A 26,252-nucleotide genomic window follows, 5' to 3' on the forward strand; every position below is an offset into this window, starting at 1 on the left:
ACGCGCCCGGTCGCGGGAGGGAACGCATGGTCCTAATCTTTCGCGCAACCGAGGGGCATGCCGGTTTCCCGGCAGGCTTCCCGATTTTGGTCGCTGACCGCATGGAAATCATCGGACCGGTGCTCGAGTATCTCCACGCGATTGCGACACTCTATGGTCGCACGTCGAGCTGCGAGACGCTGCGTCAGAACGGCAATCGAATCTCTGTCTCGACCGCGAGGCCAATATCAGCCGCAACACCAGTTATGCCAGCCATCGGTCCTTTGTGGAGGATATCGCCCCGGCGGGCCGGGCACCCCGATGAAACGGCATGAGCATCACGAAGACGGGAAGCTCGCGAAGACCGGCGGCAGATTGCCGAGTTGCGTCGCAATGTCCGCGATCTTGTCTCCCAGCATGCCGTCCTCCTGAAACGTGTCCCTGATACGGAGCATCGAGCGGACCAACTTGCCCGTAACGCCTCACTGGTGGCTGAGATCGCCGCCCTGCGCATGCCCGTGGCGATGGCCAGAGAAGAATAAAACTCTCTCTCAAGCCTTCCGATTTTACAGCACCAGAACAACCGCGTCGAGAACGAGCGGCCCCTCCAATTTGCTTCGCAAATCGGTTCCTCCGCTCGCCACGGGCCGCCTTCGGCGGTTCTCGACCCGGCTGCCCTGGCGCTGATCCCGGCCTCTATCTATAAAAAGAGGAGTGACCGATGCTGGCGATCTACGAACAAATCCAGGAACTTCGTGCCGAGCTTGGCTGCCACATTCTGACGCGATCAGAGCGCAGAGATGCCCTCAAGACGCTAGCGAAACTTGCCGCAGCGCAGGCGAAAATCGATAGCGAACTTGATGCACAGGGCATCCAAAATCTCGTGCCGGGATGATGGGCCATGCATCGGTCAAACTCTCACATGACCGGAACCCTTTCTGCTGCAAACGCCCTGAGCGCCTTTCGCAAATGACTGCCTTTGACGATCTCAACCGCTTCTTGAAGGCTAAACCAGCGTCGCTGGCGCTGAAACATCTCCGGCCAGGTCAGAGCCAGACCTTCAACCTCCAACGAGAATATTTGCATTTGCTTTCTTTCCAGCGCGGACCGAGAGTGTGTTGAAGGAAGGTCAACTCGCATGATGGCCGCCTGATCGACCTTGCCGGTAACGCCAGCTTCCTCATATGCCTCTTGCGCGGCGGACGCAGCGGCGGTCGTGCCCGGATTTACCTTGCCCTTGGGGACAATCCAGTTGCCTTTGCCCCGCGAGGTGACCAGCAGAACCTGAATACCCCCAGCCTCGCTTTCCCGGTAAGGAATCGCCGCGCACAGCATTGCCAAACTCTCGCCTTTCTGAACGAACCCCACCTCAATTACATGATATTGTGTCCGGGTCACAAGCCAGTGTGCATCGACGTGGCTGACCAAAGTCTGAAGGCTTTGGGTCAAAAGCATCGCCGATCTGGGCTGGGAGTGCTCTCCTTTGCAGGATTGCGCTGGCCACTGACAGAACAGTTGAGATCTGACCTAACGACGAGGCCCCACCATTTTCCGGGGGTGGGTGAGAGGCCAGTTCTCGGGGCCCGCACGCTGCTGCGCCCCCGGAAAATCGTTGCCCCCATTGCCGCTGGCGCGGCCACTGCGCGGTCCCTGACCCGGCACGCGCGCGCCGGGTGCCAGCTTCGTCCTGCGACGAAGAGGAGGCAATCATGAGCATCAAACAGCATATTGAGGAACTGCGTGCCAAGCTGTCCAACTGCAGTGACCCGCGCAAACGCATGGTGATCACCAGTGAACTGCGCGTGGCGATCGATGCCCTTCAGCAAGGACTGCGCGGGCTCGGGGCTCAGCCCTGAGCCCCCTTTTCCCGCGTGGGTCAGTGTTTTCCCCATCCCAGAAAGGGGGGATGGGGGGGCCGGGAAGCGTGCGTCGCCCCGACCTTGCGATCCCATTATGGCACCGGATACCTGTCGGAAGGAACGGCGATGCCAGGCACGCCACAACCGGGCGGCGCCTGGCCGTCGCCTGTGCCCAATGATGATGGCCCCGTGCCGCAGCCTGACGATCTTGCCGGCTTCGCGCAGGAATTTCTGCGTCGCAGCCCGACCTACCGGCGTGAGTGGCAGCGCCTCCAGCGCGGCGGGCATGCGCCAGCCTTCCACCCCGACCCGAGCTTTGAGGAGATGGCCCGACCCTGGGGCCTGTGCTTTTCCCTGTGAGCCGGAGGTGCCCGCCCTCTGCGCACCGGCCCTCTGGCTGCCCGCCCTCAATCCTGCCGTCGTGATCCTCGAAAGCGGCGAGGTGCCCGCGCTCGATGGGTGGCCCGGCCTCGCGGAATGGCCCCAGATCCGGGCACTCCAATCGACGGGTGACGGCCTCCATTGCGTGCTGGGCGATCGCGATGGGCCGCATCATATCTGGCTGAGAACCGCCGACCCCGACCGCGAGCAGGCCTTCATCGTTCCCCGCGACCGGGCTTCGTCACTCCGGCACCGCGCTTCGCTCCGCCTCGACTCCAGGCTTGCTGGACGGGCCAGCCCGCGCGGCTGCGCCACGCTGACCGCAACTGCCTTCCAGCGCCGTCGTCTCACCATGCTGCTCGGCATCCTTGATGCCCTGGCGGCGGACGGAGAGGCGATCACCATGCATCGGATCGCGAGCATGCTGGTCTATCCACGCCTGTCCCTGCCGCGCGGCAGCGCCTGGAAATCGAGCAATGAGCGACGCCGGACCCGGCGGCTTGTCGATGAGGCTATCGCCCTTCGCGATGGCGGTTACCGCGATCTCTTCTGGCTGGGAGCCGGTGACGGTGACGATCGAGGCGCTGCGCCCACCGGTGGGGGGACAAAAGCAGAGCGCGCGAAATAGCCCCTCCTGCCACGACCCTGTGCTGCGCCAGTCTTCTCCCAGCCAATCCGCGCTGCCCTGCGCTCAGCGCGGTCCCCAAGGAGAACACTTATGCAGCATTTCGCGCCCGTGCTCACGCCCCGCTTCCTGCGCACCCCCGAGGCTGCGACGCATCTGGGCCTCTCGCCGCGTACGCTGGAGAAGCATCGCTGCTACGGGACGGGTCCCGTCTTTCGGAGGCTGGGCGGGCGCGTCGTCTATGCGATCGAGGAACTGGAAGCCTGGGCGGCCCAGGGCAGCCGCCGCTCGACCTCGGACCCGGGAACCGGAACGACCCAGCCGGCACGGCCCGGGCGCGGTGAGCCGCGCGACGGCAAGACCAGCCGGCGTTGAGACGATGGTGTCGAACGCCATGCGAGGGCCTCAGGCCAACGAGCGTCGTCAACTCGATCTCTTCACCTCCATGCCAGGACCATGGGCGCCGCGCGATGCGCAGGACCTCATGTCCTGGCCCTTCTTCAGTCTCGCCAAATCCCGCCGCGTCGCTCCGATCGACTTCCGCATGGGCCATGTCTGGATCTCGGTCGAGGCTGTGCCGGAGCACGGCATGGCCACGATCTGGGACGCCGATGTCCTCATCTGGGCTGCCAGCCAGATCGTCGAGGCACTCGATGCCGGGCGCAAGCCCTCGCGGTTGATGGCCACGACCCCCCACGAAATCCTGACGTTCATCGGTCGAGGCAAAGGCAAGGCGCATTACGACCGCCTCAAATCAGCGCTTGATCGCCTTCAATCGACCAGCGTGGCGACCTCGATCCGCCTTCCCGAGGGGCGACGGCGGCACCGCTTTTCCTGGATCAACGAATGGCGCGAGACAAGCGGGAGCGACGGGCGGGTGCACGGCATCGAGCTCATTCTGCCCGACTGGTTCTATGCCGGTGTGCTGGATCGCGCCCTCGTTCTCACCATCGATCGGGCCTATTTTTCCCTCACCGGAGGGCTCGAACGCTGGCTCTATCGCATGGTGCGCAAGCATGGCGGGCACCAGCGCGGCGGGTGAACGGAGGGCTGCTTCGGATGGTTACGATTTTGGCGGTGAAGGACCGCTTTGCCAGCGGGTTCGCACATATTCCATCCGCGAGGTGAGAGGCGAGATGGTTCAGCGCAGTCGAAAAAAGGTTTGAAAACGGACATTGTATACGGGGAGACAGTGTGTATTATGCATGCAATACAGCGGTAAGCCCATTAGAAAGCCGACGGCCTCTGTTGTCGGGGCGTGATCTGTTTTCATGGAGCCTGAGAGATAGCTGGGATGGATCAAACTTCAGGCTCACAATGCGGAGTTACGGACCGTGCGCTCTTCGCCACCGCGATTGTCGTCATGCTGCTGCATGCGGCAATGGGCTCGCGCTATGATCTTTTCCGTGACGAACTCTATTTCATCGTGTGCGGTCAGCATCCGGCCTTCGGCTATGCCGATCAGCCGCCACTGGTGCCGCTGCTCGCCGCCAGCTTCTACAAGCTCGGGCTGGGGGCCTTTGGCGTTCGCCTCCCGGTCGCCATGTCGGCTGGCGCGATGGTCGTTCTGGCAGCGCGTTTCTCGCGAATGCTCGATGCAAGCCGCTTGGCCATTGTCCTTGCCGTCATTGCGGTTTGCATTGCCCCGATGCTACTCGGTCTGGGTGCGGTGCTGAGCACCACCTCCTTCGATCCGCTAGCCTGGACCATGATCGCCTATTGCCTCGTGCGGGCTATAAGGCGTGGCGAGGACCGGTTCCTGATCGTGGCCGGGCTGGTTGCGGGCGTCGATCTGGAGATCAAATATGCCGTCCCGTTCTGGGCGGCGGGGCTGGCCATTGGCCTGCTGGCGATGCAGCAACGGCGGGTTTTACTGCGCCCCGCCCTGTGGCTGGGGTTGGGGTTGGCGGCGTTGATTGCCCTCCCGTCCTTCCTTTGGCAATGGATGCATGGGTTGCCGTTCCTCGAACTGATGGCGGCCGCAAGGGACAAGAACGTCGACACGCCGCTCGGTTCTTTCCTGCTCAATCAGATCCACGTGATGAACCCTGTTTTAGCGCCCATCTGGTTTGCGGGTCTGATCGGGCCGTTCCTTGTCGAGAAACTGAGGGATCTGCGCTTTCTGCCGATCGCCTGCATAGCGGTGTTGGTTTTGACCCGTCTGGGGCACGGCAAGGATTATTATCTCGCGGCCTGCTATCCGACCCTCTTCGTGCTCGGTGCCGTCACCATCGGGGAATGGGCCGCAGCGCGGCGTCCGCGAATGATGGCAAAGATCGGGGCAGGCGCGGCGATCGCCGTTTCGCTGGCAATGTCGCCCCTTGCCCTACCGGTGCTGCCGCCGCCCCTGCTGGTCGCCTATATCACGCGGCTGGGTATCGCGCCCCAGCAGCAAGAGCGCAGCTTTCGCGGGACCGTCTTGCCCCAGTTGTTCGCCGATCAACTTGGCTGGCATAATTTCTCCGGGCAAGTGATGGCCGCATGGCAGCGCATACCCGAGAGCCAGCGCCGCCGCACCGGGGTTAAGGTCGATAATTACGGCGAGGCAGCCTCCCTGGATCTCTATGCGGGGCCACTTGGCCTGCCGCCCGTGCTGAGCGGCCATAACCAGTATTTCCTGTGGGGTTTGCGCGGGCAAAATCCGGTTGATCTGCTGGTCGTGCAAAACCATGTGGAGAGGTTGCGGCCCTATTGCCGGGATACGCAGGTACTGGGTCAGACCTGGTCACCCTACGCAATGGCGTCGGAGAACGGCAAGGTGATTGCATGGTGCCGGGGGCTGCGCACTCCGCTGGGCGTACTTTGGCCTGAGATCAAGAATTACAGTTAAGAGTCGCCCCCGACGCGTGGAGAAAGCATGAACGGGTTCATAGGAATTCTGGGCGTTGTGGCTCTGCTGCTCGTCGTGGGCAGCATCATAGGGTTTTGGCAACGTGATCGTTTCGTTCCGGGATGGTTGATTGTGGCCGCAACTCTGGTGGTGCTCAACGATGCCATGCTGACGCGGGTCTATGGACTCGTGCCACGTATGCTGCCGACGCTGGCGTGGAACTGGCAAGGCAAGGTGATGGCGCTGGCCGTGACGATGGCGATCGCCGGGCTCCCCGCTTTCGGCTGGTATCGATCCGGACTGACATTACACCAAGCCCGCAGCAGTCTGGTAAGCTGCCTGCCGTTGGCGCTGCTTTACTGCCTCTTCTTCGCAGTGCTGGCGTATCTTTTCCCCGCCGGTCCTGCCGATCGCGAGACCATCGCTTTTCAATTGACCATGCCCGGTCTGGAAGAGGAGTCGTTTTATCGTGGTATTCTGCTCTTTGCTCTCGACCAGGCGTTCCTTGCCAGGTGGCGATTCCTGGGCGTCGATTGGGGGTGGGGCACGGTCCTCTCATGCGCCCTTTTCGGGCTTGCCCATGCCTTCGGCTATTCGGGAGAAGCGTTTTCATTCGACCCGCTGACGATGACTATGACGGCATTCCCCGCCTTCATTGCCGTCTGGCTTCGTTTGCGCACCGGAAGCGTGCTTCTGCCGGTCGTGCTTCACAATTTCGGCAATTCGATCTCGCTGTTCACGTAACGCTACCACCCCAAAGAGTTTGTCCGAAGCCGATCTGGAAGTATCCGATCTCGGTAGCCGTCGCGTAGCTGGCCCTCTCAAGCGCCTATCATACCCTAATGATGGGCTTGGTGGTGGCCCCCCTTTTATCCCATCGGGCTTTCGCGTCATCGCCAACATTTGATTGCTGCCTGTACGCAGGAACCGTCCTTCCTGCGCCTTACAAAAGATGATGAACCAGCGACCGCTTTAGATACCCCAGCCAAAGGCCCGGAACGTCCGGAATGTTGGCGAGTCCCGCCATCTTCACCACCCTGTCTTGTCGCTACCAGCGCGACCTTGCGCCGCGTGGCAAGGCATCGAGTGCGTCGGCATTGCGCCGTGCCCAGTCATAGAGCAGTTCAATGGGCTCAATGAAGCGCAGGCCGAGCGGAGTCAGCTCATACTCTACGGCGGGCGGGATGGTGCCATGGACATGACGGATCACCAGTTCCCGCTCTTCCATGTCGCGCAGCGTCTGGGTCAGCATCTTCTTCGAAATGTCAGGCAGGGATCGCAGCAGCACACCGGTTCGTGCCCGGCCGCCATGGCGCACGTGCAGCGTGTGAAGGATCATGCTCAGCCATTTGGTGCCGAACAGATCCAGCGTGCGGCGTGGGGCGCAATCTTCGCGCCATTCTTCCTCTGGTGTGCCTGGTTTCACGATGCTGCCTTCATGGTGGGTGGGCACCCTGGGGTGTCTATGTCCCTGTTTGGTGCCTTCTAGCGCTGCACGATCGCCACGCCTAGGTAGTCTATGAATTCCTAGGGAGACGGTGATGGGCAAGACAGCACTGGTGGTCGGAACAAGCGGTATCGTGGGCGGCGCGACCGCACATCTGCTGGTCGAACAAGGATGGTCGGTGCTGGGTCTGGCGCGCAATCCTGCCGCGCAGGGGGGCGTCACCCCCATTGCGGCGGATCTGCAGGACTTTGCCGGTCTGGCCGCGGCGCTGGCCGGGTGCAAGCCTGATGCCGTCTTCATCGCCACTTGGTCGCGCCAAGCGAACGAGGCGGAAAACATCCGCGTCAACGCTGCGATGGTGCGCAATCTGCTGGATGCCCTGCGCCCTGCGGGAAATGTACGCCATGTCGCATTGGTGACGGGTCTCAAGCACTATCTCGGGCCTTTCGAAGCCTATGGCAAAGGTGTGCTGCCGCAAACGCCGTTCCGCGAGGAGCAGGGGCGGCTTGAGGTCGACAATTTCTATTATGCGCAGGAGGATGAGGTCTTTGCCGCAGCCGCCCGCGACGGTTTCGGTTGGAGCGTGCACCGTCCGCACACTGTCATCGGCAAGGCGGTGGGCAATGCCATGAATATGGGCACCACGCTCGCCACCTATGCCACTTTGTGCCGGGAAACAGGGCGGCCGTTCCGCTTTCCCGGTTCGGCGGCGCAGTGGCATGGGCTGACCGACATGACCGATGCCCGCCTGCTGGCTCGGCACTTGCTATGGGCGACGCAGACGGCTGCCGCGCGCGATCAGGCCTTTAATGTCGTCAATGGCGATGTCTTTCGCTGGAGTTGGATGTGGGGGCGGATCGCCGACTGGTTTGGTCTGACGCCAGCGCCCTTCGACGGCACGGTGAGCCCGCTGGAGGTGCAGATGGCACAGGATGTTCCTGTGTGGCGGGCCATTGCCGCGCGCGAAGGGCTGGTCGAGGGGGACCTGTCGCGGTTGGCCAGCCCATGGCACACTGATGCTGATCTGGGCCGCCCGATCGAGGTCGTCACCGACATGGGCAAGAGCCGCAAGCTTGGCTTCACTGCCTATCAAGCGACGGATGAGGCGTTTTTCGATTTGTTCGCGCAGTTGCGAACCGATCGACTGATTCCATGAAATTGGGCAGAGTGCTCCGGTTTTTTTGAGCGCCTTGGCGCATGAATAAACGACTGCTTCTGACAAGCGTACATGAACGCCTAAACGTTGGCTCTGTTAGCGCGAATTGCCGCTGATCTGGCAATTCGCGCCGGAAGAATCAGGCTCTCTGAGCCCAGAGCACAGCATCCGCCCCTGCGGGAAGGCGCATCGGGCAGGTTGGATCGGTGGCGGCGCGTCATACGGCCTCGGCCACATCCAGGGCCTGTGTCACCGGTTCGGTCGATTCCTGCCAGTTTGCGAAGACACTCACGGCGTGATCGGCATAGGCCGGCGGAAACTCCATGCCCATGCGTGTGCGGGCATTGGTGCCAAAGGCGGTGTCAGGTGCGCGGCCCGGCAGAACCAGTTGTGCGCGGATGCCAAACGGCTTCAACTCCAGCGCCACCGATTCGGTAAAGGCGTTCACTGCGGCCTTGCTGGCCGTGTAGACCGAGAGCAGCGGCAGCGACACGATCGTCACGGTCGAGGTGACGTTGACGATCACCCCCGCGCCGCGCTCGCGCATTTGGGGCAGCACGGCTTTGGTCATGGCGATGGTGCCCAGCGTGTTGGTCTCGAAGACGTCGCGAGCCATCTCCATCGTCACGCCTTCCACCGCGTTGAGCAGGCCTACACCCGCATTATTGACCAGCACGTCGATGGGGCCAGTCGCAGCGAACGCGGCGGCAATGCTATCGGCGTCGGTCACATCGAGCGGCAGGATCGTCAGTCGGCCCGAGGCGGGCAGCAGGGTGGCGTCGGGCTGGCGCATCGTGGCGACGACTTGCCAGCCGCGTTCGAGGAACAGTTGCGCGGTGGCGAGACCAAAGCCGGACGAGCAGCCGGTGATGAGAGCGGTGTTCATGAGAATAGCTCCTGTTTGGGGGGCTTTCTTCAAATAGGCGACGCATGCCGGACGTTCTATGGCTCAAAATCTGCCATTCTTCAGCGAAAGTCCGAATGACCGATCCCTTGGCCCATGTCGTCAGCCTGCTCGCGCCCGATGCCGGCTTTTCCAAGCTGGTGACCGGTGCTGGCGCGTGGCGGGTGCGTCGGTCTGAGGAGGCGCGGCCCTTCTACGCTGCTATCCTTGAGGGTTCATGCCATCTTACACTCGGCGCCGGGCCGCCCACTCTGCTCGAACAGGGGGATTTCATTCTGGTCCCGGCAGCCTGCGATTTCGCCACCTCCAGTTTGGAGCCGCCCGCGCCCGGCGCGCCGCTGCTGCACGCCGAGGTCGGGCCGGGCGCCTTCTGGCTGGGTCCGCGCGAGGCGGAGCCCAACGTTCGGATGCTGGTCGGGCACAGCAGCTTCGGCTCGGACGATGCGGCGCTGCTGGTCTCGCTCCTGCCGGGCCTGGTGCACATCCGGGGCAATGGCCGACTGACGCGGCTGGTCGAGCTGCTCAACGAGGAAACCCATGCGCGGCGGCCTGGGCGCGATGTCGTCCTGCGCCATCTGCTCGAAGTGCTCATGATCGAGGCCCTGCGCTCCACCAGCGGCCCAGCGGCGCCTCCCGGTCTTTTGCGGGGCCTTGCCGACGAAAGGATCGCGCAGGCCCTGCGGCAGATGCATGACGATCCGGCGCGAGCGTGGACGGTGGCCGAACTCGCGAAAGAAACGGCGCTTTCCCGTTCGACGTTCTTCGATCGTTTCCGCCGCGAGGTGGGCTTGGCGCCGATGGATTATCTGGCTGGTTGGCGGATGGCGCTCGCCCGCGACCTGCTGCGGCAGGGAAAGGTGGCTCTGGGGCAGGTCGCGCAGCGTGTCGGCTATGGTTCGGCCAGCAGTTTCAGCGTGGCCTTTGCGCGGCATGTCGGCACACCGCCGATGGCCTATGCCCGCCGGCACCGCTCGGTGGCCTGCTGACATCGGCTGATTAACTGCATCGAGTCTCGCGGAGGGCCCAACACTTTTGCCGTTGATGAATGAAAGGGCGCTTTCGGCGGGCGCGACAGAGCCCTTGTAAGTCGGCTTTGTTAGCAGAAGCGGTCGACCCCTGTCCGTTACGACCTTGGCCAAGACGCCACTTGCAGCACCGCTATAGGATGATAACCGGCTCTGCCGATGCCTCCATCGCTTCGACATTGCTCAGAACACGCTGCAAGAGCGATATCAGCATGGTTACGTCTTCGGTTGACATGCCTTTGGTCATCTCCGTGTTTCCCTGCTGAAGCACAGCCCGGCCCGCAGGCAGCCTTTCCTTTGCCTTGTCGGTCAAGGAAATCAGGGAGGAGCGTCGATCTCTGGGATCGGGTGTTCTCATGACAAGGCCGTCTCGCTCCATGCGTGTCAGGAGCTGAGCCATGCTCGGCTGTTCGACCTTGGCCCACCGGGCCAGTTCGGTCTGCGAAAGCTGCGCGCCGTCCTTTAGAGCTGTGAGAACGGGAAGCTGGGCCGTCGCAAAGCCCAGACCGCGCAGGCGCGCATCACCAACGCGGGTAAGGGTGCGCGAGATCCGACTGAAGTAATGGCCTGGATTGGCGAGCGGATCCCAATCGTCACCGGACATTGCATAGGCTCCTATGTTTAATTATATAGGAGCCTATGTATAGGGCGAGTCGGAGGCTGTGACAATGGATCGGATTGCAATCGTCGGCGGCGGACCGGGCGGATTGATGCTGGCCCGGATGCTGCAACTGCGCGGCATCAGGCCGGTCGTCTTCGAAAGGGATGCCCATGCCGATGAGCGGCCGCAGGGCGGATCGCTGGACCTGCATGATGACACCGGCCAGCTTGCGATCCGCCGCGCAGGGCTGGAGCGCGAATTCGCCGCAGCCGCGCGACCGGAAGATCAGGGCGACCGCCTCTATGACGCTGACGGGCATCTGCTCTTCGATCATGATGGCAGCGGGCATAACCGGCCCGAGATCGACCGTACGGCCTTGCGCAAAATCCTGATAGATGCGCTTTTGCCTGGTAGCATCCGCTGGAATTGCCACATAACCGGGATCGAGCCCGACGGCGCAGGTTATGGGATCGAAGGCGAGGGCTGGCGCGAGACGTTCGATCTGGTGGTCGGAGCGGATGGCGCGTGGTCGCGTGTCCGGTCCCTGCTTAGCGATGCGCGGCCTGCCTATGAAGGGGTGGCCTTTGCCGAGCTGGGCTTTGACACATCGCGCCATCCGGCGATCGATGCGCTGACCGGCAGCGGCAAGATGTTTGCGGTGGGGAGCAACCGTGCCTTGATCACGCAGCGCAATGGGCAGGGTCATATTCGCGGCTATGCCGGTGTCCGGGCACCGGAAGACATTGCGGAGGCTTGGCGTCATATGTCGACGGATGCACTGCGCGCAGCCTTGTGTGATGTATTTTCCGATTGGGCGCCCGCGCTCAGGCACGTGGTGGAAGCTGGCGAGATCATCGGTGCCCGCCCGCTCTATGCCTTGCCCATCGGACATTGCTGGCAGAGCCGTCGTGGGCTGACGCTGCTGGGAGATGCGGCGCATCTCATGTCGCCCTTTGCCGGGCAAGGGGTGAATCTGGCGCTTGCCGACGCTGTCGATTTGGCCGATGCGATTGTCGAGGAGCAGGGTTGGCCCTCAGTCGCTGCCTATGAGAGCAAGATGACCGAGCGCGCACAGGAAGCTGCAAAAGCATCGGCACAGGGATTGCTGTCCGTGTTTAGCCCGGATGGGGCTTTGCCTGTCGTTGAGCATTACGAGCAGCGCATGAGGCAGTCTTTGCAAGTTTGAACGAACGCCCGCTTCCCAAGCGCAGGCCCGAGTCCTTGTATGGCGGCTTGGTCAGCGCCCTGCGACGGGCGGGACGGGACTTGAAACGGCAGGTCTCGACCAGTATAGGCCGTTCCGACTTGGAGCTGGGAACGGCGGCTCATGGTGGAAACCTGCCGTTCTCCGCCATCCGGGTTACTGGTTGGGCCTCGTTTACAGAGTCGCCGTTCGATGCTCAAGCCGACAGAGCCGTCCTTCCAACGCAAAGATCGGGGCGTCAAAAGCGGCTTATTGTTCAAAAAATCTGCGATGGCTCTAAAAATCAGGGTGTTAAGACACACCTGGTAACCGCCTTTGACAAGGCCCCCGTGAAGTGAAAGGGCGGCGGCCCATCCCGCCTGTTGGGCCGCCGTCACCGTGCCTAGTTTGACAAGCAGACTTTCGGCTTACCTGGCCCATACGATACACAGAGCCCCTGTTGCCGGGTGGCGGTCTCGGTTGGATCGGATTGCGCAGTTCGGTCGATTATCCAGGCAGGATCGACGTCATTGCTTGACGACGCTGTCCGCACATCATTGACGTTACTTTGGGCATTATTGGCGGCCGTGTTCTGGCTGATCGTGCGCGATGCCGCATCGCTCGCGGCCGGATTGACCGTCAGCGCGACGGCATTGGCGGGCGCCTGCACGAACACATAATTGCCCGCGCTCAGGCCGCCTCCCACAATCCCGTAGAGCCCAGGCGCCGATTGCGCTGTGGCAGTGCTGCTAAAGCTCAGCGTACCGGTCGTGGCGCTGGCCAGCGTGTCCTTGAGCAGAAAGCCGGTCACGCTCCCGGAAAAGACCGGATTGGCGGTGTTGGCAAGGCGGCTGACCGGATCGGCGACATAGGTCAGCGTCGCCGGCGTTACGACGAAATTCGTCCCCGTATAGGTGACCGTATAATTGCTGCCCGCCGAAAGGCTGCCCTGGTTGATGGCGTAGGTTCCGACATTGGAGCCCTGAATGGCGCTCGTCGCCAGGGTGCCGGAGATGCTGTCGCCGCTGATCAGGCCGCTCTGGGTGTAAAGCAGCACCGGCATCGCCGCGCCATAGACACCGGTTTGCCCGCTGCCCGCCGTGATGGTCATTGCGGCACGGTTGACGGTGTAATTGCCAGTCAATCCGGCAAAGCTGTAATTGGCCGCATCAGCCCCGCCGATAGTCGAGACGGTCTGGATGCCGCTGTAGCTGCCCGCATTGAGATGGCCGCTGCTGCTGGTGTTGCCGATGGTGGCGATGGCCACCGCACCTGCCGTGACGGCATCCCCTGCCACCAGATTGCTGAAGCTGGCCGCGCCGGGGGCCAGCGCTCCCCCATAGGTCGAGGCGCCGGGCGTGATCGTGCCGGTGAGGGCGAGCTGGTTGACAGTGTAATTGCCAGACAGGCCGGTAAAGCTGTAATTGGCGGCATCGGCGCCGCTGATGGCGGTAACGCTCTGGATGCCGGTGTAGATGCCGGCCTTCAGATTGCCGCTGCTGCTCAGATTGCCTGAAGTCGCCAGTGTCACAGTGCCGGGTGTCACGACATCCCCGGCGACCACATTGCTGAAGCTGGCCGCGCCAGGCGCCAGGGCAGAGCCATAGGTCGAGGAGCCCGGCGCGATCATACCGCTCAGGGCCAGCTGGCTCACGGTATAATTGCCGGTGAGCCCCGCGAAGCTGTAGTTGGCGGCATCCGCACCGCTGATGGTGGTGACGCTCTGGATGCCAGTGTAGCTTCCCGCCTGGAGGTTGCCGCTGCCACTGGTGCTGCCGGCGGTGGCAATGGTCACCGCGCCTGCGGAGACCGCGTCACCCGCCACCAGATTGGCGAAGCTGACCGTACCTGGAGTGAGCGCGGAGCCATAGGTCGATGAGGCCGAGGCGATCGATCCGTTCAGCGCCAGCTGGTTGACGGTGTAGTCGCCGGTCAGCCCGGCAAAGCTGTAATTGGCGGCATCGGCGCCAGTGATCGTCGAAACGCTCTGGATGCCAGTGTAGTTGCCCGCCTTGAGGTTGCCGCTGCCGCTGGTGTTGCCATGTGTCGCGATGGATACGCTGCCTGCGGTGACGGCATCACCGGCCACCAGATTGGCGAAGCTGACCGCACCCGGCGTCAACGCCGAGCCATAGGTCGAGGAACCGGCTCCCAGCGTGCCGCTCAACGCCAGCTGGTTGACGGTATAGTCGCCCGTCAGCCCGGCAAAGCTGTAATTGCCCGCATCTGCACCACCGATGGTGGAGACGCTCTCGATACCGCCATAGGTGCCCGCCTTGAGGTGGCCGCTGTTGCTGGTGTTCCCGCCTGTCGCGATGGACACCGCGCCGGGTGTCACGTTATCGCCAGCGACAACATTGCCGAAGCTGGCCGCGCCCGGTGTCAGCGCCGAACCATAGGTGGAGGAACCGGCGCCGATGGTGCCGGAGAGCGCAAGCTGGCTGACGGTGTAATTGCCCGTCAGGCCGGCAAAGCTGTAGTTGGCGGCATCGGTGCCGCTGATACCGGAAACACTTTGGATGCCCGTGTAGCTGCCTGCCTTGAGGTTGCCGCTGCTGCTCAGGTTGCCGGCGGTTGCGATGGTGACCGCTCCGGCATTCACCGCATCGCCCGCGATCACATTGTCGAAACTGGCCGCCCCCGGGGTCAGGGCCGAGCCATAGACGCTGGAGCCCGCGCCGATGGCGCCGCTGAGCGGCAGCTGGCTCACCGTGTAATTGCCCGTGAGACCGGCAAAGCTGTAATTGGCAGCGTCCGCGCCGCTGATGGCGGAAACGCTCTGGATACCGGTGTAGCTGCCGGCCTTGAGGTTGCCGCTGCTGCTCAGGTTGCCGGCGGTTGCGATGGTGACCGCCCCCCCGGTCACCGCGTCACCGGCGACCAGATTGCTGAAGCTGACCGTCCCCGGTATCAGCGCCGACCCATAGGTCGAAGCGCCGGTGGACAATGTGCCGGTCAATGCAAGCGGGGTGACGGTGTAATTTCCTGTCAGCCCGGTAAAGCTGTAGTTGGCGGCATCCGCGCCGCTGATCGAGGAAATGCTCACGATCCCGGAATAGCTGCCCACCTTGAGGTGGCCGCTGCTGCTGGTATTTCCGGTGGTGGTGATCGTGGCGGAGCCGGCCGTCACGACATCGCCCGCGACAAGATTGCTGAAGCTTGGCGTGCCGGGCGTCAGCGCGGCCCCATAGACCGTTGAGCCGTCAGCCAGCGTGCCGCTCAATGCGAGTTGGTTGACGGTATAGTTGCCGGTGATGCCGGTGAAGCTGTAGTTGCCCGCATCTGCGCCACTGATGGCGGACAGGCTCTCGATCCCGGTGTAGCTGCCTGCCTTGAGATGGCCGCTGGTGCTCAGATTGCCGGTGGTGGCAACCGTGACCGTGCCGGGGGAAACGGTATCGCCCAGGATCACATTGCTGAAGCTGGCAGCGCCCGGCGCCAGCGCGGTGCCATAGGTGGAAGACCCGGCGCCCAGCGTGCCACTCAGGGCCAGCTGGTTGACGGTGTAATTGCCTGTCAGCCCGGTAAAGCTGTAATTGGCGGCATCCGCCCCGCTGATGGCGGAGATGCTCTGGATGCCGGTGTAGCTGCCTGCCTTGAGATTGCCGCTGCCGCTGGTGTGGCCGGTGGTGGCGATGGTCACCGCGCCGGCATTCACCACATCGCTCCCGACCACATTGCTGAAGCTGGCCGCTCCGGGCGCCAGTGCGGAACCATAGGTGGAGGACCCGGCGCCCAGCGTTCCGGTCAGCGCCAACTGGCCGACGGTGTAATTGCCGGTCAATCCCGCAAAGCTGTAGTTGGCGGCATCCGCGCCGCTGATGGAGGAGACGCTCTGGATGCCGGTGTAGCTGCCCGCCCTGAGGTTGCCGCTGGTGCTGGTGTTGCCACTGGTCGCGATGGTCACGCTTCCGGCGGTGACGGCATCGCCTGACACCAGATTGGTGAAGGTAACCGAGCCGGGAGACAGCACCGACCCATAGGTGGATGATCCATCAGACAATGTACCGGTGAGGGCCCGCGCGGTGACGGTATAATTCCCCGTAATCCCGGTGAAGGTGTAATTGCCGGCATCCGCACCGGTCAGGCCCGAAATGCTCTGGATGCCGGTGTAGCTGCCCACCTTGAGATTGCCGCTGGTACTGGTGTTGCCGCTGATGGCCACTGTGACCGTCGGGGTGACATTGCCGGCACCGCTCACGAGATTGGTAAAGTTGACAGAACCGGGCGTCAGAACAGAGCCATAGGCTGAGCTGCCCGTGGCGATACTGCCAGTCAGCGCCAGCTTGCCGACGGTCAGCGGAGCGACGGTGTTGCCGGAACTGGCAATCGAATAATTGGCGGCTGCCGAGCCGGTCAGCGCCGAAACGCCCTGATAGTAGACGCCTGCTGCCAGTGTGGGAGACAGCGTGACCAGGCCCGAGAGAACACCGTTCACATAGCTGGTGTAAAGGCTGACCGTCCCGCTGACATTGGCGGGATTGCCTGACAGGGTCGCAGCGCTCAGCGTGGCTTGTGTGCCGAAGGTGCTGAAGGCGGCGCTGGTGGAGTAGGTCAGCGGGGTGGTCATGACCGGTGTCACGAAGAGCTGGGGATAGCTGCCGCTGCTTGCGGTCCAGACGGTGGAGGAAAAGCCGCTTGGCAGCGTTCCGTTCTGGAGCTGGGCCGTGGTTAGTCCGATACCAGCACTTCCTTGGCCCGACGAGGACATTTGCGATGAAGTGACATCCCAGTAGCCATTGGTGACTGTCCCTGGCGAAGCATTTTCACCGACCAGCCCGCCCACATAGGTACCCGCGCCGCCAATGATCCTGCCAGTGGCATAGACATTGCTGACAGTGCCACCGTTATAGCCGAGCAGGCCGCCCGTGTCAGAGCCATTCCCCAGGCCGTTGCTCGCGCCGCCTTGTCCAGCAGCGCCCTGCACGGAGCCGGTTGCATAGGCATTTGTGATGACCCCTAATTGTCCGGGATAACCATCATTATAGCCGACCAATCCACCGGCATAACTGCCCAAAGCAGTGCTTGTGACGGTACCTGAAGATCGGGCTCCAGTTATCGTGCCCCAATTGTATCCGGCCAGCCCACCGATCAACACATTGGTCTGATTGCTCGATACATTGACAGAGGACCAAACGTTCGAGAGTTGACCCTGATTCTGACCGGCTAGCCCACCGACAGTCGAATTCTGGACCAGATTGTTAACGATACTCCCGCCAACAAGGCCAAGGTTGGCAATCGAAGCTACTGAATTAAAAGCGGATTGGTCGCCGACTTGCCCGAACAGGCCGGTCAGATATTCGTTCGGGTTGGTTACATTAATCGTCAGATTCTTGATGACATTGTTCAAACCATTAAATTTTCCTGTGAAAAAATCGTTTGCCCCCACATATGGCGCAATCGGACTCTGTGTGTAAGTCGTCCCGCCCATGTCGATGGTCTGGGCAAGCGCGTAATTGCCGGAAAGGCCATTATTGATGTTCAACAGGTCGGCCACGGTGTGAATCAGCGTGTAACTGGTGCCATTGATCGTCAGCGCCGCGCTGCTGCCAAGCAACTGCACATTGCCGGCGCTGTTGAAGGTCAACGCTCCACCACTGCTGGAGCCGTTTACGTTGTTGTTGGTGTTCAGGATCAACCCGCCATTGCCGCTGGCCGTGACCGCCGCATTGAAGATCACGCTGTGGAAGGCATCGAGTGTCAGCGTGTTGGCAGAACTCCAGCTGATCGCGGTGTTGACGTTGATATCGCCAAGCCCGGCGGAGGTGTTGCCGGGGCCGGTGGCCCCCGAGTTTGTCGTCTGCAGCGACACATTGCTGTTGGCCAGATTGCCGGCAATCGTGCTAGCAGCTGCCGCATCCACAGTGAGATCGGTGGGGTCGACCAGCCATGTTCCGGTCTGGCCGCGAGCCGCGCTGGTATCGACATGAATACCGGTAAAATCGACGCTGTTGCCTGAGGTTTCGACAAAACCGCCATTGCCGCCCGTGCCCAGAGCGCGAGCGGTCAGCGTGCCATTGGCGGTGACCGAGTTGCCCAGCACCATGATGTGGCCCGCATCGCCGCTGGTGCTGTCGACATTGATCGTGCCGCTCAGCAGCACATTGCCGCTCTCGCCCGAGACATTGCGGGCATTGATGCTGCCGGGCAGGTTGACGATGTTGCGCACCGCATCGCGCGCCTGGGCACCCGTCAGCGCGGCTGCGGCGCCATTGGTGGTCAGGGCGGCATCGGTCGGCAGGGCCACCTGCAGGAAACTGTCTCCATTCAGGTCAAGCGTCGCGATGGTGCCCGCGCCGATCACCACCTGCCCGGCGGGCGCCAGGATCAGCCCGGTGTTGCTGACGCTGCCGCCCAGCAGGCCGACATAGCCGCCGGTCTTTGTGGTGATCGTTCCGGCATTGCTGATCGTGCCGCCCGTGCCGCCAAAGGCTCCCTTGCCGGCCAGAAAATCGGCGTCCGCGATACCGAGGCTGGAGGCGACGAAGCCGCGCCCGACACTGACCACGCCCGATTTGGTGATCTGGATGCCGTTGGGGTTGATCAGATAGACGCTGCCATTGGCGCTGATCTGGCCCGCGATGGTCGAGGCGGTGCTGCCCGTCACGCGGTTCAGCGTGGCGCTGCCCGCGTCAGGCTGGTTGAACACCACGCCATGTCCGGCGGCCACATCGAAACTCTGCCAGTTGATGATCGCCTTGGCGCTCGACTGGTTGATGGTCAGGGTTGCGCCATTGGGCAGGCCGATCTGTGCCTGACCCGAAGCGACCGTGCCGCCCACCGGCAGGGGGCCCTCGGCCCATGCCGGGCTGCCCGTCATCGCGGCCAGCAGGGCCAGGGCACTGGTGCCCGCGGCGAGATTGAAATGTTTGAAATGTTGCATCTGCCGCCCCCTCAATACCGAACCGTGAAGCTGAACGAGACCCGTGTCGGGTTCTGCGGCAGCGTTGTGCTGTGACCATGGCTGACCTCGACCATGGTGAAGCCGGTCAGGCCTGTGTCATAGGCCGCGACCAGTGCTCGCAGACCGCCGCCAAAGGCCCATGTGTTGATGTTTGCCGCTTCCAGAACGGTCGGGTCGCTGACATGGCCATAGCCCACCGCGCCAAAGGCATAGGGGGTGAGGAGGCCCCGGTTCTGTTGCCCCACCGGAATGGCGCGCGACAGTTCGGCGCGGCCTGTCACGCCGCTGTCGGCGTTGATCGAGCCTTGCGAAAAGCTGGAGAGGGCATCGTTGCCATCCAGCGAGAACTGGGCCGGGGCGGGCAGGGCCCTGGACAAGGAGGCCTGCCCGCGCGCGATGGTGGTCAGGCTGAAGCCTTCGCCCAATTGCGTGTCGCTGCGCCAGTGACCGCCCAGCTTGCTGAAATCGGGTCTTGCGCCCTGGCGCGTGAAGGGAATGTTGGTGGCGGCGACATCGCTCAGGCTGCGTGCTCCCAATCCGGCGATCCCTTGTGTGAATTGCGCGTCTGTGGCGATCACTGTGCTGGCCGCCAGCGACCGCGACCAGGTCAGGCCGATGTTGGCCATGCGCAGCCGGTCATGGTTGAGCGTCAGGCCGAAAGCCTTGGCGTCCTCGGTTTCGGCGAGCAGATCGAAGCTGGCGGACAGGCCAAGCCTTTCGCGGCGCGTGCGGATCAGGGGATAGGCGGCCCGGAAGGACAGGCGCTCGAAATGGCCGGTGATCTGAACGCCGCCCTGCGGCACGCGCGGATTGGTGTCGACCACCGTATATTCGGGGTTGAAGGTCAGCCCATTGTCGCCCAGCGCGAAGATGGCGCCCGCGCCCAGCACGCGGCGACGGGGATCGCCCCGGAACAGCGTGCCGATATCCGGGCCGGTCGTGGCCTGAACATAGAGCTGCTCGCCCAGACCCAGCACCGAGCTGAGCGCGAGCTGAACGGAAAGCGCCTGATTTTCATAGGCATAGCCAAGATCGTTTTCGAGGCTCAGCGAGGCCGAGACCGGGCGGTATTTGGCTTCAAGGATCAGGCGGGTGGCGCCCACCGCGCTGCCGCGGATCAGGGTGGTGCGCAGTTGCACCCCCGGCACGTCACCCGCGAGCAGCACGCGCCGCTCGATCTGCGCCAAAGTCAGGCCTCTGGCTCCGACCAGCCCGGCCACCCGTTTGCGGACCGCCGTGCGCACGCGGGCCGGAACGCTGCCGAGATCGACATCCTCAATATAGCCGTCGACGATCAGGAACCGCACATCCCCGCCATCGACAATGCGCTGCGGCGGCAAGGTCACTCGGGTGAGGACGTAGCCGGCGCGGGCATAGGCCGCCTCGATCCGGCTGGCGGCGGCGTAGATATCGGAGACTTTAACGCTATGCCCGGCCAGTTCGTCGGCCACTTGCCGGGTGAAGGCGGCAAACTCCGGGCGACCGCCTTCCACAAGCACCTGTCGCAGGGTTACGTTCAGCCTGTCCGCGCCCGGTGGGGCATCGGCCGTCGCGCGTTCGGGCAGGGCGATCGCGCCCGTCTCGTCGGGCTTAAGGGGGGCGAGACTTTCAGGTGCCACGCGGCTTGCCGAAGGCGCCGTCTGGGCGATGGCAGGCGATGCCGTAAGAAATGCAGCCGCGAACACGACAGACGCACGCCACACGGCGCGCGAATCGCGCGAGTTACATTTCTTCATTACCTGTGTGCCCCCAATTTAAAAAATGCGCTTCGGTAGCTTGATATCGACAGGCATGCCTTCGACATCACACCGCCTTGCCACCTAGCGCTCATTTAGAAATTTAGCATGCAGATATTTTTAGGTAAAATACCGCATGCATTTCAATGCCGACATTCACACGGTGAAAAATAAGCAGTGCTGAACATTATGGATATAATCAAACATTAAGATGAATATAAATCTAATGTCGGTTTCGAAAATGGAAATTTTAATGTCCAAATCCCGATTTGAACCGCCTTTAATTTTCCAGAGGATACCCTCTTTATGCTCGCTCAAACGCAAGATTAGTTCGATTGTCATCCGTCTGATATGGCTGTGCCCCAATAGACCGTGCCGATGTTGGGCTTTTAAAGCCGCGCCGCCCATTGGAAAGCCCATCACAGCGCCAATCCATGCCGGTGCGCGCGGCCGCTGAACTTATATCGGCTATCGCCTTCCAGGCATCTCAAGCTGCCCTTCCGGACCCCACGACAAATCTGGCTTGGCTGATCCCTACAAGGTTGGCGCGGGAACGACCGGGTTCAGGCGGATGCTGCCGTTCAGCAAGAATGCCCTCAATGACAGCAAAGTCCCACTTTTTGCCAATTCGCGATGCCCGTCCAACACCTTAACCTATGGCAAATTTCGACGGACGCCATTGGCGCGGTGAGCGGCAGCTATTGTTAGCGTATCCAGCCGGCCTGTCTGAGCGACGTGACGGCAGACCTCGCTACAGGGGCTTCCAGCCCGTTGTGCAATTTCAGCTTCATCGCGCGCGGTGTACCCTGCACTTCCACGACTGCCGCCCGGGCAACCCACCATGATCTGTGGGTGCGCAGCCCATCGATTCTGCCAAGCGCCGCGATCCCCTGGTTCAGCGGCATCAACACCAGTTGCGAGCCTTCCCGGCGATGCACGCGGATATAATGATCCTCCATCTGCAACGCGAGAACCTCACCGGAAAACGGCGAGATGGGCTCAACCGGCGTCAAAGATGACACATTAGCCGACGTGGCTGAAGCGATCCTATCGCGCAGGAGCAACCGGGCAAGCCCTATGGTCCATGCGCCGCCGATCAGTGCGGTCTGCCCATACCATGTCCAGAACGAGGGTGCATGGCTGCCCAGCATCGGCCAGAGCGCGAAGGCCAGCTTGCGCGAAAGCCAAGCCTCCGGAACACTGGCCAGCAGCGAGCCCGCAGCGATCATGCCCCACCGAAACCCGGAAGCCCCTTTCAGCCACGATCGAGAAGCAAGCAGCACGCCGGCATACAACGCCAACCCCAGCCAGGCCGTTGCCAGCCAATGGAGGAGGCGGGAAGGAAGCGCGCCGTTGAGATAGGTCCCGAACGGCCCCAGCGCCGCCAGCACGACGCTCAGCAGCGTGGTTGCAAGCAAGGCTAGCGGCAGGGGAGACAGGCGGGCGATCATGCTCCGCTTATAGGCCGATGGGATGCGCTTGCGAAGACCATTCGCCCACCCGCGAACCCGTTCGCCCATTCGCGAAACGGCCCTGTTCTGCGGGCCGTGCGTGCGAAAATGCATGGGAGATCAACAGGAGCTTGTCCCCTATGCGTTTGACTCTCGTCCTTGTAGCCGTTGTCGTGGCCAGCCTGCCGCCTCCGGCGCCTGGCGCATCACCGCCGCCCACCATCCAGCCTGGAGCCGGTTTTGAACATCTGACCACCCCGAATGGCGTCGAGGTTGGTATCTGGTTTCCTGCGCAAGGGCAGGTGGTGACCATGCCGCTTGGCCCCAATGTGCAGCAGGTCATCCCAAGCGCTGCCCTGCCTGAAGGGAAGCATGCTCTGGTGGTGATCTCCCATGGCACGGGTGGCGCCTATTCCGGCCATGCCGATACGGCGATCGCGCTTGCCAAAGCCGGTTTCATCGTGGCTGCGCTTACGCATCCGGGCGATAACTGGCGCGATCAGAGCCGCGTTGCCATGGTCGAGGATAGGCCCCGCGCGCTCTCGGCGCTGATCGACATGATGCTGACCATCTGGAAAGGGGCCAAGGCGGTGGATGCGGGGCACATCGCCGCTTTCGGCTTTTCCGCTGGCGGTTTTACCGTGATGGCGGCGGCGGGCGCCAGACCTGATCTCTCGACCATTGCACGGCATTGCGCCGATCATCCGACATGGTTTGACTGCCGCTTGTTGGCCAGCCATCCGCATGCCGAAAGGCCAGCCTGGTCCTGGCAGGGTGACCGGCGCATCAAGGCACTGGTGGTGGCTGCGCCCGCGCTGGGCTTTGCCTTTGATCGCGCGGGGCTAGCTAGCCTCAGCATGCCTATCCAGCTTTGGCGGGCCGATGAGGACGAGATCCTCCCCGCGCCTGATTATGCTGATGCCGTGCGCGCCGCCTTGCCCAGGGCGCCCGAGTTCCATGGCGTCCGCAAGGCGGGGCATTTCGATTTTCTGATGCCCTGCACATCGCGCGATGCTTTGCCCGAGATATGCAGCAGCAAGTTCGGCTTTGACCGAGCCGCATTTCACCGGGCTTTCAACGCCCGGATTGTCCGGTTTCTGACGAAGGCGCTGTATGAACGTAAGGCGGGTTCTGACAGCGCGGCTAGAGCATCTGAATGACCGCTCTTCAGCGCATGCAGCCACCACGGCCCTTTATCGCAAAGCGCAGACTGCCGCCTTGTCCGGGGCAAATTCGGGGCGGGAGCGGGCTGGGGCACGCCACTCAGCTGGTCAGTGCGGAGGTGACCGGTGGGTGTGGAGACGGGAAAGTCCACTCACGGCAAGCAAACAAGCTCAACTGTCTTTCATCCATCGGTAAACGGGCCACCGTTCGTGGGTAAGGTACGTTCTCTTGCAAGCAGATCATGGAAAATCTGATCACGGCATAAGATAGGGATCCGGAGCGTATTTCCTGTCGCGGCGTCAAAAGAAAAGGGGGGCGGAAAAGCCGTTTGCATTCAATCATCACAGCCACGATGCTACGACTGTTGTTGAGTGGCTCCGCCAGCGCGGCGCTGATCGGAGAATTTTATGATCCGTCATAGCTTTGGGCTGCTTTCTGCTCTGGCGCTTGCCGGATGTGCCATCGCGCCACCGCGCGTGCCCTATACGCCCGCTGACCTGGCTGAAGGCCAAGTGATCGACGGAGACCCTGTACGCTTCTGGGCCAAGGGCGACGATCAGGCCTATAGTGTATGGAGATCCAAGGTGCTGGCACAGCGTCAGGCCGCCTCGATGCCTTTGCCCAGCACGGTACTGGCTTTGTCGGGGGGATCAGACAAGGGGGCTTATTCTGCAGGGGTTCTCAACGCCTGGAGCAGGCAGGGCGGGCGGCCCAGCTTTGACATCGTTACAGGCGTATCGACCGGCAGCCTGATTGCGCCCTTTGCCTTTCTGGGTGAGCAGGAAGATGGCGAACTCAAAGCAATCTACACCGGGGTCAGCCGCAAGGACATTTATCATCAACGTATCCTCAGCGGCCTGTTTGGCGGCCCCAGCCTTATGTCGACCCGGCCGTTGCAGGCGCTGATCGCACGCCACATCACACCGGCTTTGCTCGACCGCATTGCAGCGCAGCATCGACGTGGCCGCAGGTTGCTGGTGATGACCACCAATCTGGACGCCGAACGCGGCGTTATCTGGGATATGGGAGCGATTGCTGCCAGTGATACATCCGATCGGATTTCGCTGTTCCGGCAAGTGTTGCTCGCCTCGGCCAGCATCCCCGGTGTTTTTCCCCCGGTGCTCATCCATGCCGATGCGCATGGTCATCGCTTTGCGGAAATGCATGTCGATGGAGGCACAGTGAGCGGCTTTTTCGTGCTCCCGCGCGCAATGTTGAGCGCCGCCGCCCAGTCCCCGCGCGTGAATGCAACGATTTATGTGTTTTATAACGGACGGCTCGAACCCGAGTTCGAACTGGTCAAGCCCAAAACCTTCGATGTCGTGGGGCGAGCCCTTGCAACCGTACTTGGCGAAAACGATCGTACCAGTTTGTATGACCTCAAGGCTTTTGCGCGGGAGGGATTGGGGACGGTGATCGTCTGTGCGATTGAGAAGAAGACCGCCCATGACGGAGCACCTCTGTTCGACACGAAGCATATGCGCGAGATGTACGCCTTGGGTGAGCAGCAGACAGCACCGGACGGATGCCTTGGGCGTCGGGCAGGCCCATGAACGACAATAAGCCGCGCCGATTTTGCTGGGGTGGCCAGTCCTGGAGCCCCGGATGAATTGAGGATTGTTTTTGACGCCCCTTTCATATGCTCTGCATGGCCGGTTTGCTGGCGCCAATCGTCTATAGGGTGTTTGGGTTGCCGGTAGCCCCCGAGACCACTGAGGCGCCCGATACGGATTTACCCAGCGTCGCGCCGCCGCCGCCCGATGTCGATATTCCCGACACCGCGCCGCCAGAGATCACCCAGGACCAGTCGAGCGGTCGACCGGGATCACGAAAATTGCAAGGCGCGCCTCGCCGATCTGCGGTAAAAGCCGTTCTCATGCTGGACCGACCGGCGCCCCGAGGTGAGGGGCCAGCCGTTCCAACATGAGGAGCGCAAGCGATTTCGACAACGCCCTCGTTGTCGTTCCCTGCTCAACCGTTAAATGGTCGTATTCGGTACGACCGCATGGCTGCCGGATTCCTCGGGCTTTATCTTGCCGCCAAACAGCATTTTCAGCTGCCCGATGAGAGAAACATCTGCCTCCCAAAGTTCGGCGTCCGAAATGTCGAAGCGCAGCAGGGCTAGTTTGGGATCGGCCTTGCCGCCTGGAAACCAGGCCTCAACCTGCCGCGACCAAAGCTTGTCGATCATGGCCGGATTGTTATCGACGGTCGCGGTGCCGGACAGGCTGGCGAAAAAGTCCTGCCCCTTGGCCACGAAGTTGACCGTAGCATCGCCGCCTTTGGCCAGGCGGTTGTCCTTGCCGATAAAGAACCAGAGCGTATCGACCTGATCCTTGTCCAATTGGGCTGTCAAAGGCTCGGAATGGCTTGAGCCATCACGAAGGCCGACCATGGTGAAGGGCCCGTTCTCGAGCTTTTCCCACAAATGCTCTTTCAGCTTGTGCGTATCTGTCGCCATAGTTCTCTCCTCGGGTTGCCATTCGGTAACGCCAGAGATCACCCCATGTTTCGTCGTAAGCTTTGCTGAGGAGGTACTGCGCACCAGAGATTGGCCTGGGCTGCTATTGCGTTTCACCCCGTCGGTTTTCTATCAGAGAGCAAAGAGGTGATGTTGCACCTCAGCTTTTCGCACTTACATCAGCAGATGCTTCGTCCCATTCCTGCGAAAACCCGCTCGGTTGTCCTCGTCTGCAGCAAATGCTCGAAAAAGCTGGGCGGCGGCTTCGGCAAGAAGGGCAGCAAGCCTCTGGCGAAGGAACTGCGCAAACTTGCTGGCGCCGGGAAAGGGCGAAAGTCAGCCCTCCTTGTCCTTGAAACCGCATGCCTGAAGCTTTGTCCAAAGGGCGCGGTTGTGGTGATGGACGCTGCGAAGCCTGAGAGTTGGCTCATCGTCCCGGCGCAAACCGACGTGCAAGCGGTCGCTGAAAAATTGGGCTGCCAAATACCTCTCGTGGGTAGGGGCCTGCCGCTTCACGAGAGCCAAACATTCTCGCCCTGAAAGTGA

The 26,252-nt window shown here is 62.2% G+C and carries 22 protein-coding genes and 1 pseudogene; 14 read left to right on the plus strand and 9 right to left on the minus strand.

Translation table 11 applies throughout. From position 1 onward, the window contains the following. Positions 1-700: 700 nt before the first annotated feature. Positions 701-874: a hypothetical protein gene (locus ABDW49_RS11215; protein ID WP_343611954.1), complete on the plus strand. Its 174-nt coding sequence runs from the start codon at positions 701-703 to the stop codon at positions 872-874. Positions 875-897: 23 nt separating this feature from the next. On the opposite strand, the gene ABDW49_RS11220 is transcribed toward ABDW49_RS11215, so the two are convergent. Continuing rightward, complete coding sequence (locus tag ABDW49_RS11220) at positions 898-1,434, minus strand: NUDIX domain-containing protein (RefSeq protein ID WP_343611955.1); 537 nt, start codon at positions 1,432-1,434, stop codon at positions 898-900. Between the two features lie 254 nt (positions 1,435-1,688). On the opposite strand from ABDW49_RS11220, the gene ABDW49_RS11225 reads away from it, so the two are divergent. From ABDW49_RS11225 to ABDW49_RS11255, 7 genes and pseudogenes are all read left to right on the plus strand, one after another. Next, on the plus strand, positions 1,689-1,835 hold the full coding sequence (locus tag ABDW49_RS11225; RefSeq protein WP_343611956.1) for a hypothetical protein: 147 nt from the start codon (positions 1,689-1,691) through the stop codon (positions 1,833-1,835). Between the two features lie 129 nt (positions 1,836-1,964). Then, positions 1,965-2,198, plus strand: a complete 234-nt coding sequence (locus ABDW49_RS11230; RefSeq protein ID WP_343611957.1) for a DUF6499 domain-containing protein — start codon at positions 1,965-1,967, stop codon at positions 2,196-2,198. A gap of 7 nt (positions 2,199-2,205) precedes the next feature. After that, entirely contained in the window at positions 2,206-2,847 is a 642-nt protein-coding gene (locus ABDW49_RS11235) for a DUF2285 domain-containing protein (RefSeq protein ID WP_343611958.1), read from the plus strand. Positions 2,848-2,937: 90 nt separating this feature from the next. Continuing rightward, positions 2,938-3,219, plus strand: a complete 282-nt coding sequence (locus ABDW49_RS11240) for a helix-turn-helix domain-containing protein (protein WP_343611959.1) — start codon at positions 2,938-2,940, stop codon at positions 3,217-3,219. A 4-nt stretch (positions 3,220-3,223) separates the two neighbouring features. Then, positions 3,224-3,883 (plus strand): annotated as a pseudogene (locus ABDW49_RS11245) (replication initiator protein A); the annotation flags it as partial. 255 nt (positions 3,884-4,138) lie between these two features. Further along, on the plus strand, positions 4,139-5,674 hold the full coding sequence (locus tag ABDW49_RS11250) for a glycosyltransferase family 39 protein (protein ID WP_343611960.1): 1,536 nt from the start codon (positions 4,139-4,141) through the stop codon (positions 5,672-5,674). A 27-nt stretch (positions 5,675-5,701) separates the two neighbouring features. Then, positions 5,702-6,418: a CPBP family intramembrane glutamic endopeptidase gene (locus tag ABDW49_RS11255; protein WP_343611961.1), complete on the plus strand. Its 717-nt coding sequence runs from the start codon at positions 5,702-5,704 to the stop codon at positions 6,416-6,418. A gap of 304 nt (positions 6,419-6,722) precedes the next feature. Here the strand turns inward: ABDW49_RS11255 and ABDW49_RS11260 are convergent, their stop codons facing one another. Beyond that, positions 6,723-7,100 carry a helix-turn-helix domain-containing protein gene (locus ABDW49_RS11260; protein WP_343611962.1) on the minus strand — a complete coding sequence of 126 codons (378 nt, stop codon included), beginning with the start codon at positions 7,098-7,100 and terminating at the stop codon, positions 6,723-6,725. 115 nt (positions 7,101-7,215) lie between these two features. On the opposite strand from ABDW49_RS11260, the gene ABDW49_RS11265 reads away from it, so the two are divergent. Beyond that, positions 7,216-8,277 carry an SDR family oxidoreductase gene (locus tag ABDW49_RS11265; protein WP_343611963.1) on the plus strand — a complete coding sequence of 354 codons (1,062 nt, stop codon included), beginning with the start codon at positions 7,216-7,218 and terminating at the stop codon, positions 8,275-8,277. Positions 8,278-8,494: 217 nt separating this feature from the next. On the opposite strand, the gene ABDW49_RS11270 is transcribed toward ABDW49_RS11265, so the two are convergent. Next, positions 8,495-9,163, minus strand: a complete 669-nt coding sequence (locus tag ABDW49_RS11270; RefSeq protein ID WP_343611964.1) for an SDR family oxidoreductase — start codon at positions 9,161-9,163, stop codon at positions 8,495-8,497. 95 nt (positions 9,164-9,258) lie between these two features. Here ABDW49_RS11270 and ABDW49_RS11275 point away from each other — a divergent pair, with 95 nt between their 5' ends. Next, positions 9,259-10,167 carry an AraC family transcriptional regulator gene (locus ABDW49_RS11275; RefSeq protein ID WP_343611965.1) on the plus strand — a complete coding sequence of 303 codons (909 nt, stop codon included), beginning with the start codon at positions 9,259-9,261 and terminating at the stop codon, positions 10,165-10,167. A gap of 172 nt (positions 10,168-10,339) precedes the next feature. On the opposite strand, the gene ABDW49_RS11280 is transcribed toward ABDW49_RS11275, so the two are convergent. Beyond that, positions 10,340-10,810, minus strand: coding sequence for a MarR family transcriptional regulator (locus ABDW49_RS11280; protein ID WP_343611966.1), 471 nt, complete (start codon positions 10,808-10,810; stop codon positions 10,340-10,342). Between the two features lie 64 nt (positions 10,811-10,874). Here ABDW49_RS11280 and ABDW49_RS11285 point away from each other — a divergent pair, with 64 nt between their 5' ends. Continuing rightward, the gene (locus ABDW49_RS11285; protein WP_343611967.1) at positions 10,875-11,993 is read left to right on the plus strand and encodes an NAD(P)/FAD-dependent oxidoreductase; all 1,119 of its coding nucleotides are present in this window, start codon (positions 10,875-10,877) and stop codon (positions 11,991-11,993) included. A gap of 400 nt (positions 11,994-12,393) precedes the next feature. On the opposite strand, the gene ABDW49_RS11290 is transcribed toward ABDW49_RS11285, so the two are convergent. From ABDW49_RS11290 to ABDW49_RS11305, 4 genes are all read right to left on the minus strand, one after another. Further along, entirely contained in the window at positions 12,394-18,873 is a 6,480-nt protein-coding gene (locus ABDW49_RS11290; protein WP_343611968.1) for an MBG domain-containing protein, read from the minus strand. Positions 18,874-18,884: 11 nt separating this feature from the next. Continuing rightward, a complete protein-coding gene (locus ABDW49_RS11295) occupies positions 18,885-20,579 on the minus strand; it encodes a ShlB/FhaC/HecB family hemolysin secretion/activation protein (protein WP_343611969.1) in 1,695 nt (564 codons plus the stop codon). A gap of 207 nt (positions 20,580-20,786) precedes the next feature. After that, on the minus strand, positions 20,787-21,053 hold the full coding sequence (locus ABDW49_RS11300) for a hypothetical protein (protein ID WP_343611970.1): 267 nt from the start codon (positions 21,051-21,053) through the stop codon (positions 20,787-20,789). Between the two features lie 281 nt (positions 21,054-21,334). After that, the gene (locus tag ABDW49_RS11305; RefSeq protein WP_343611971.1) at positions 21,335-22,081 is read right to left on the minus strand and encodes a LytTR family DNA-binding domain-containing protein; all 747 of its coding nucleotides are present in this window, start codon (positions 22,079-22,081) and stop codon (positions 21,335-21,337) included. Positions 22,082-22,221: 140 nt separating this feature from the next. Here ABDW49_RS11305 and ABDW49_RS11310 point away from each other — a divergent pair, with 140 nt between their 5' ends. Both ABDW49_RS11310 and ABDW49_RS11315 read left to right on the plus strand, forming a co-directional pair. Beyond that, on the plus strand, positions 22,222-23,241 hold the full coding sequence (locus ABDW49_RS11310; RefSeq protein WP_343611972.1) for a dienelactone hydrolase: 1,020 nt from the start codon (positions 22,222-22,224) through the stop codon (positions 23,239-23,241). Between the two features lie 411 nt (positions 23,242-23,652). Continuing rightward, a complete protein-coding gene (locus tag ABDW49_RS11315) occupies positions 23,653-24,798 on the plus strand; it encodes a patatin-like phospholipase family protein (RefSeq protein WP_343611973.1) in 1,146 nt (381 codons plus the stop codon). Between the two features lie 425 nt (positions 24,799-25,223). On the opposite strand, the gene ABDW49_RS11320 is transcribed toward ABDW49_RS11315, so the two are convergent. Further along, on the minus strand, positions 25,224-25,706 hold the full coding sequence (locus tag ABDW49_RS11320) for a pyridoxamine 5'-phosphate oxidase family protein (protein WP_343611974.1): 483 nt from the start codon (positions 25,704-25,706) through the stop codon (positions 25,224-25,226). A gap of 150 nt (positions 25,707-25,856) precedes the next feature. Between ABDW49_RS11320 and ABDW49_RS11325 the strand changes: the two genes are divergently transcribed. Beyond that, positions 25,857-26,246: a (2Fe-2S) ferredoxin domain-containing protein gene (locus ABDW49_RS11325; RefSeq protein WP_343611975.1), complete on the plus strand. Its 390-nt coding sequence runs from the start codon at positions 25,857-25,859 to the stop codon at positions 26,244-26,246. Positions 26,247-26,252: the final 6 nt, after the last annotated feature.

The organism is Novosphingobium sp. (assembly GCF_039595395.1).
Taxonomy (GTDB): Bacteria; Pseudomonadota; Alphaproteobacteria; order Sphingomonadales; family Sphingomonadaceae; genus Novosphingobium.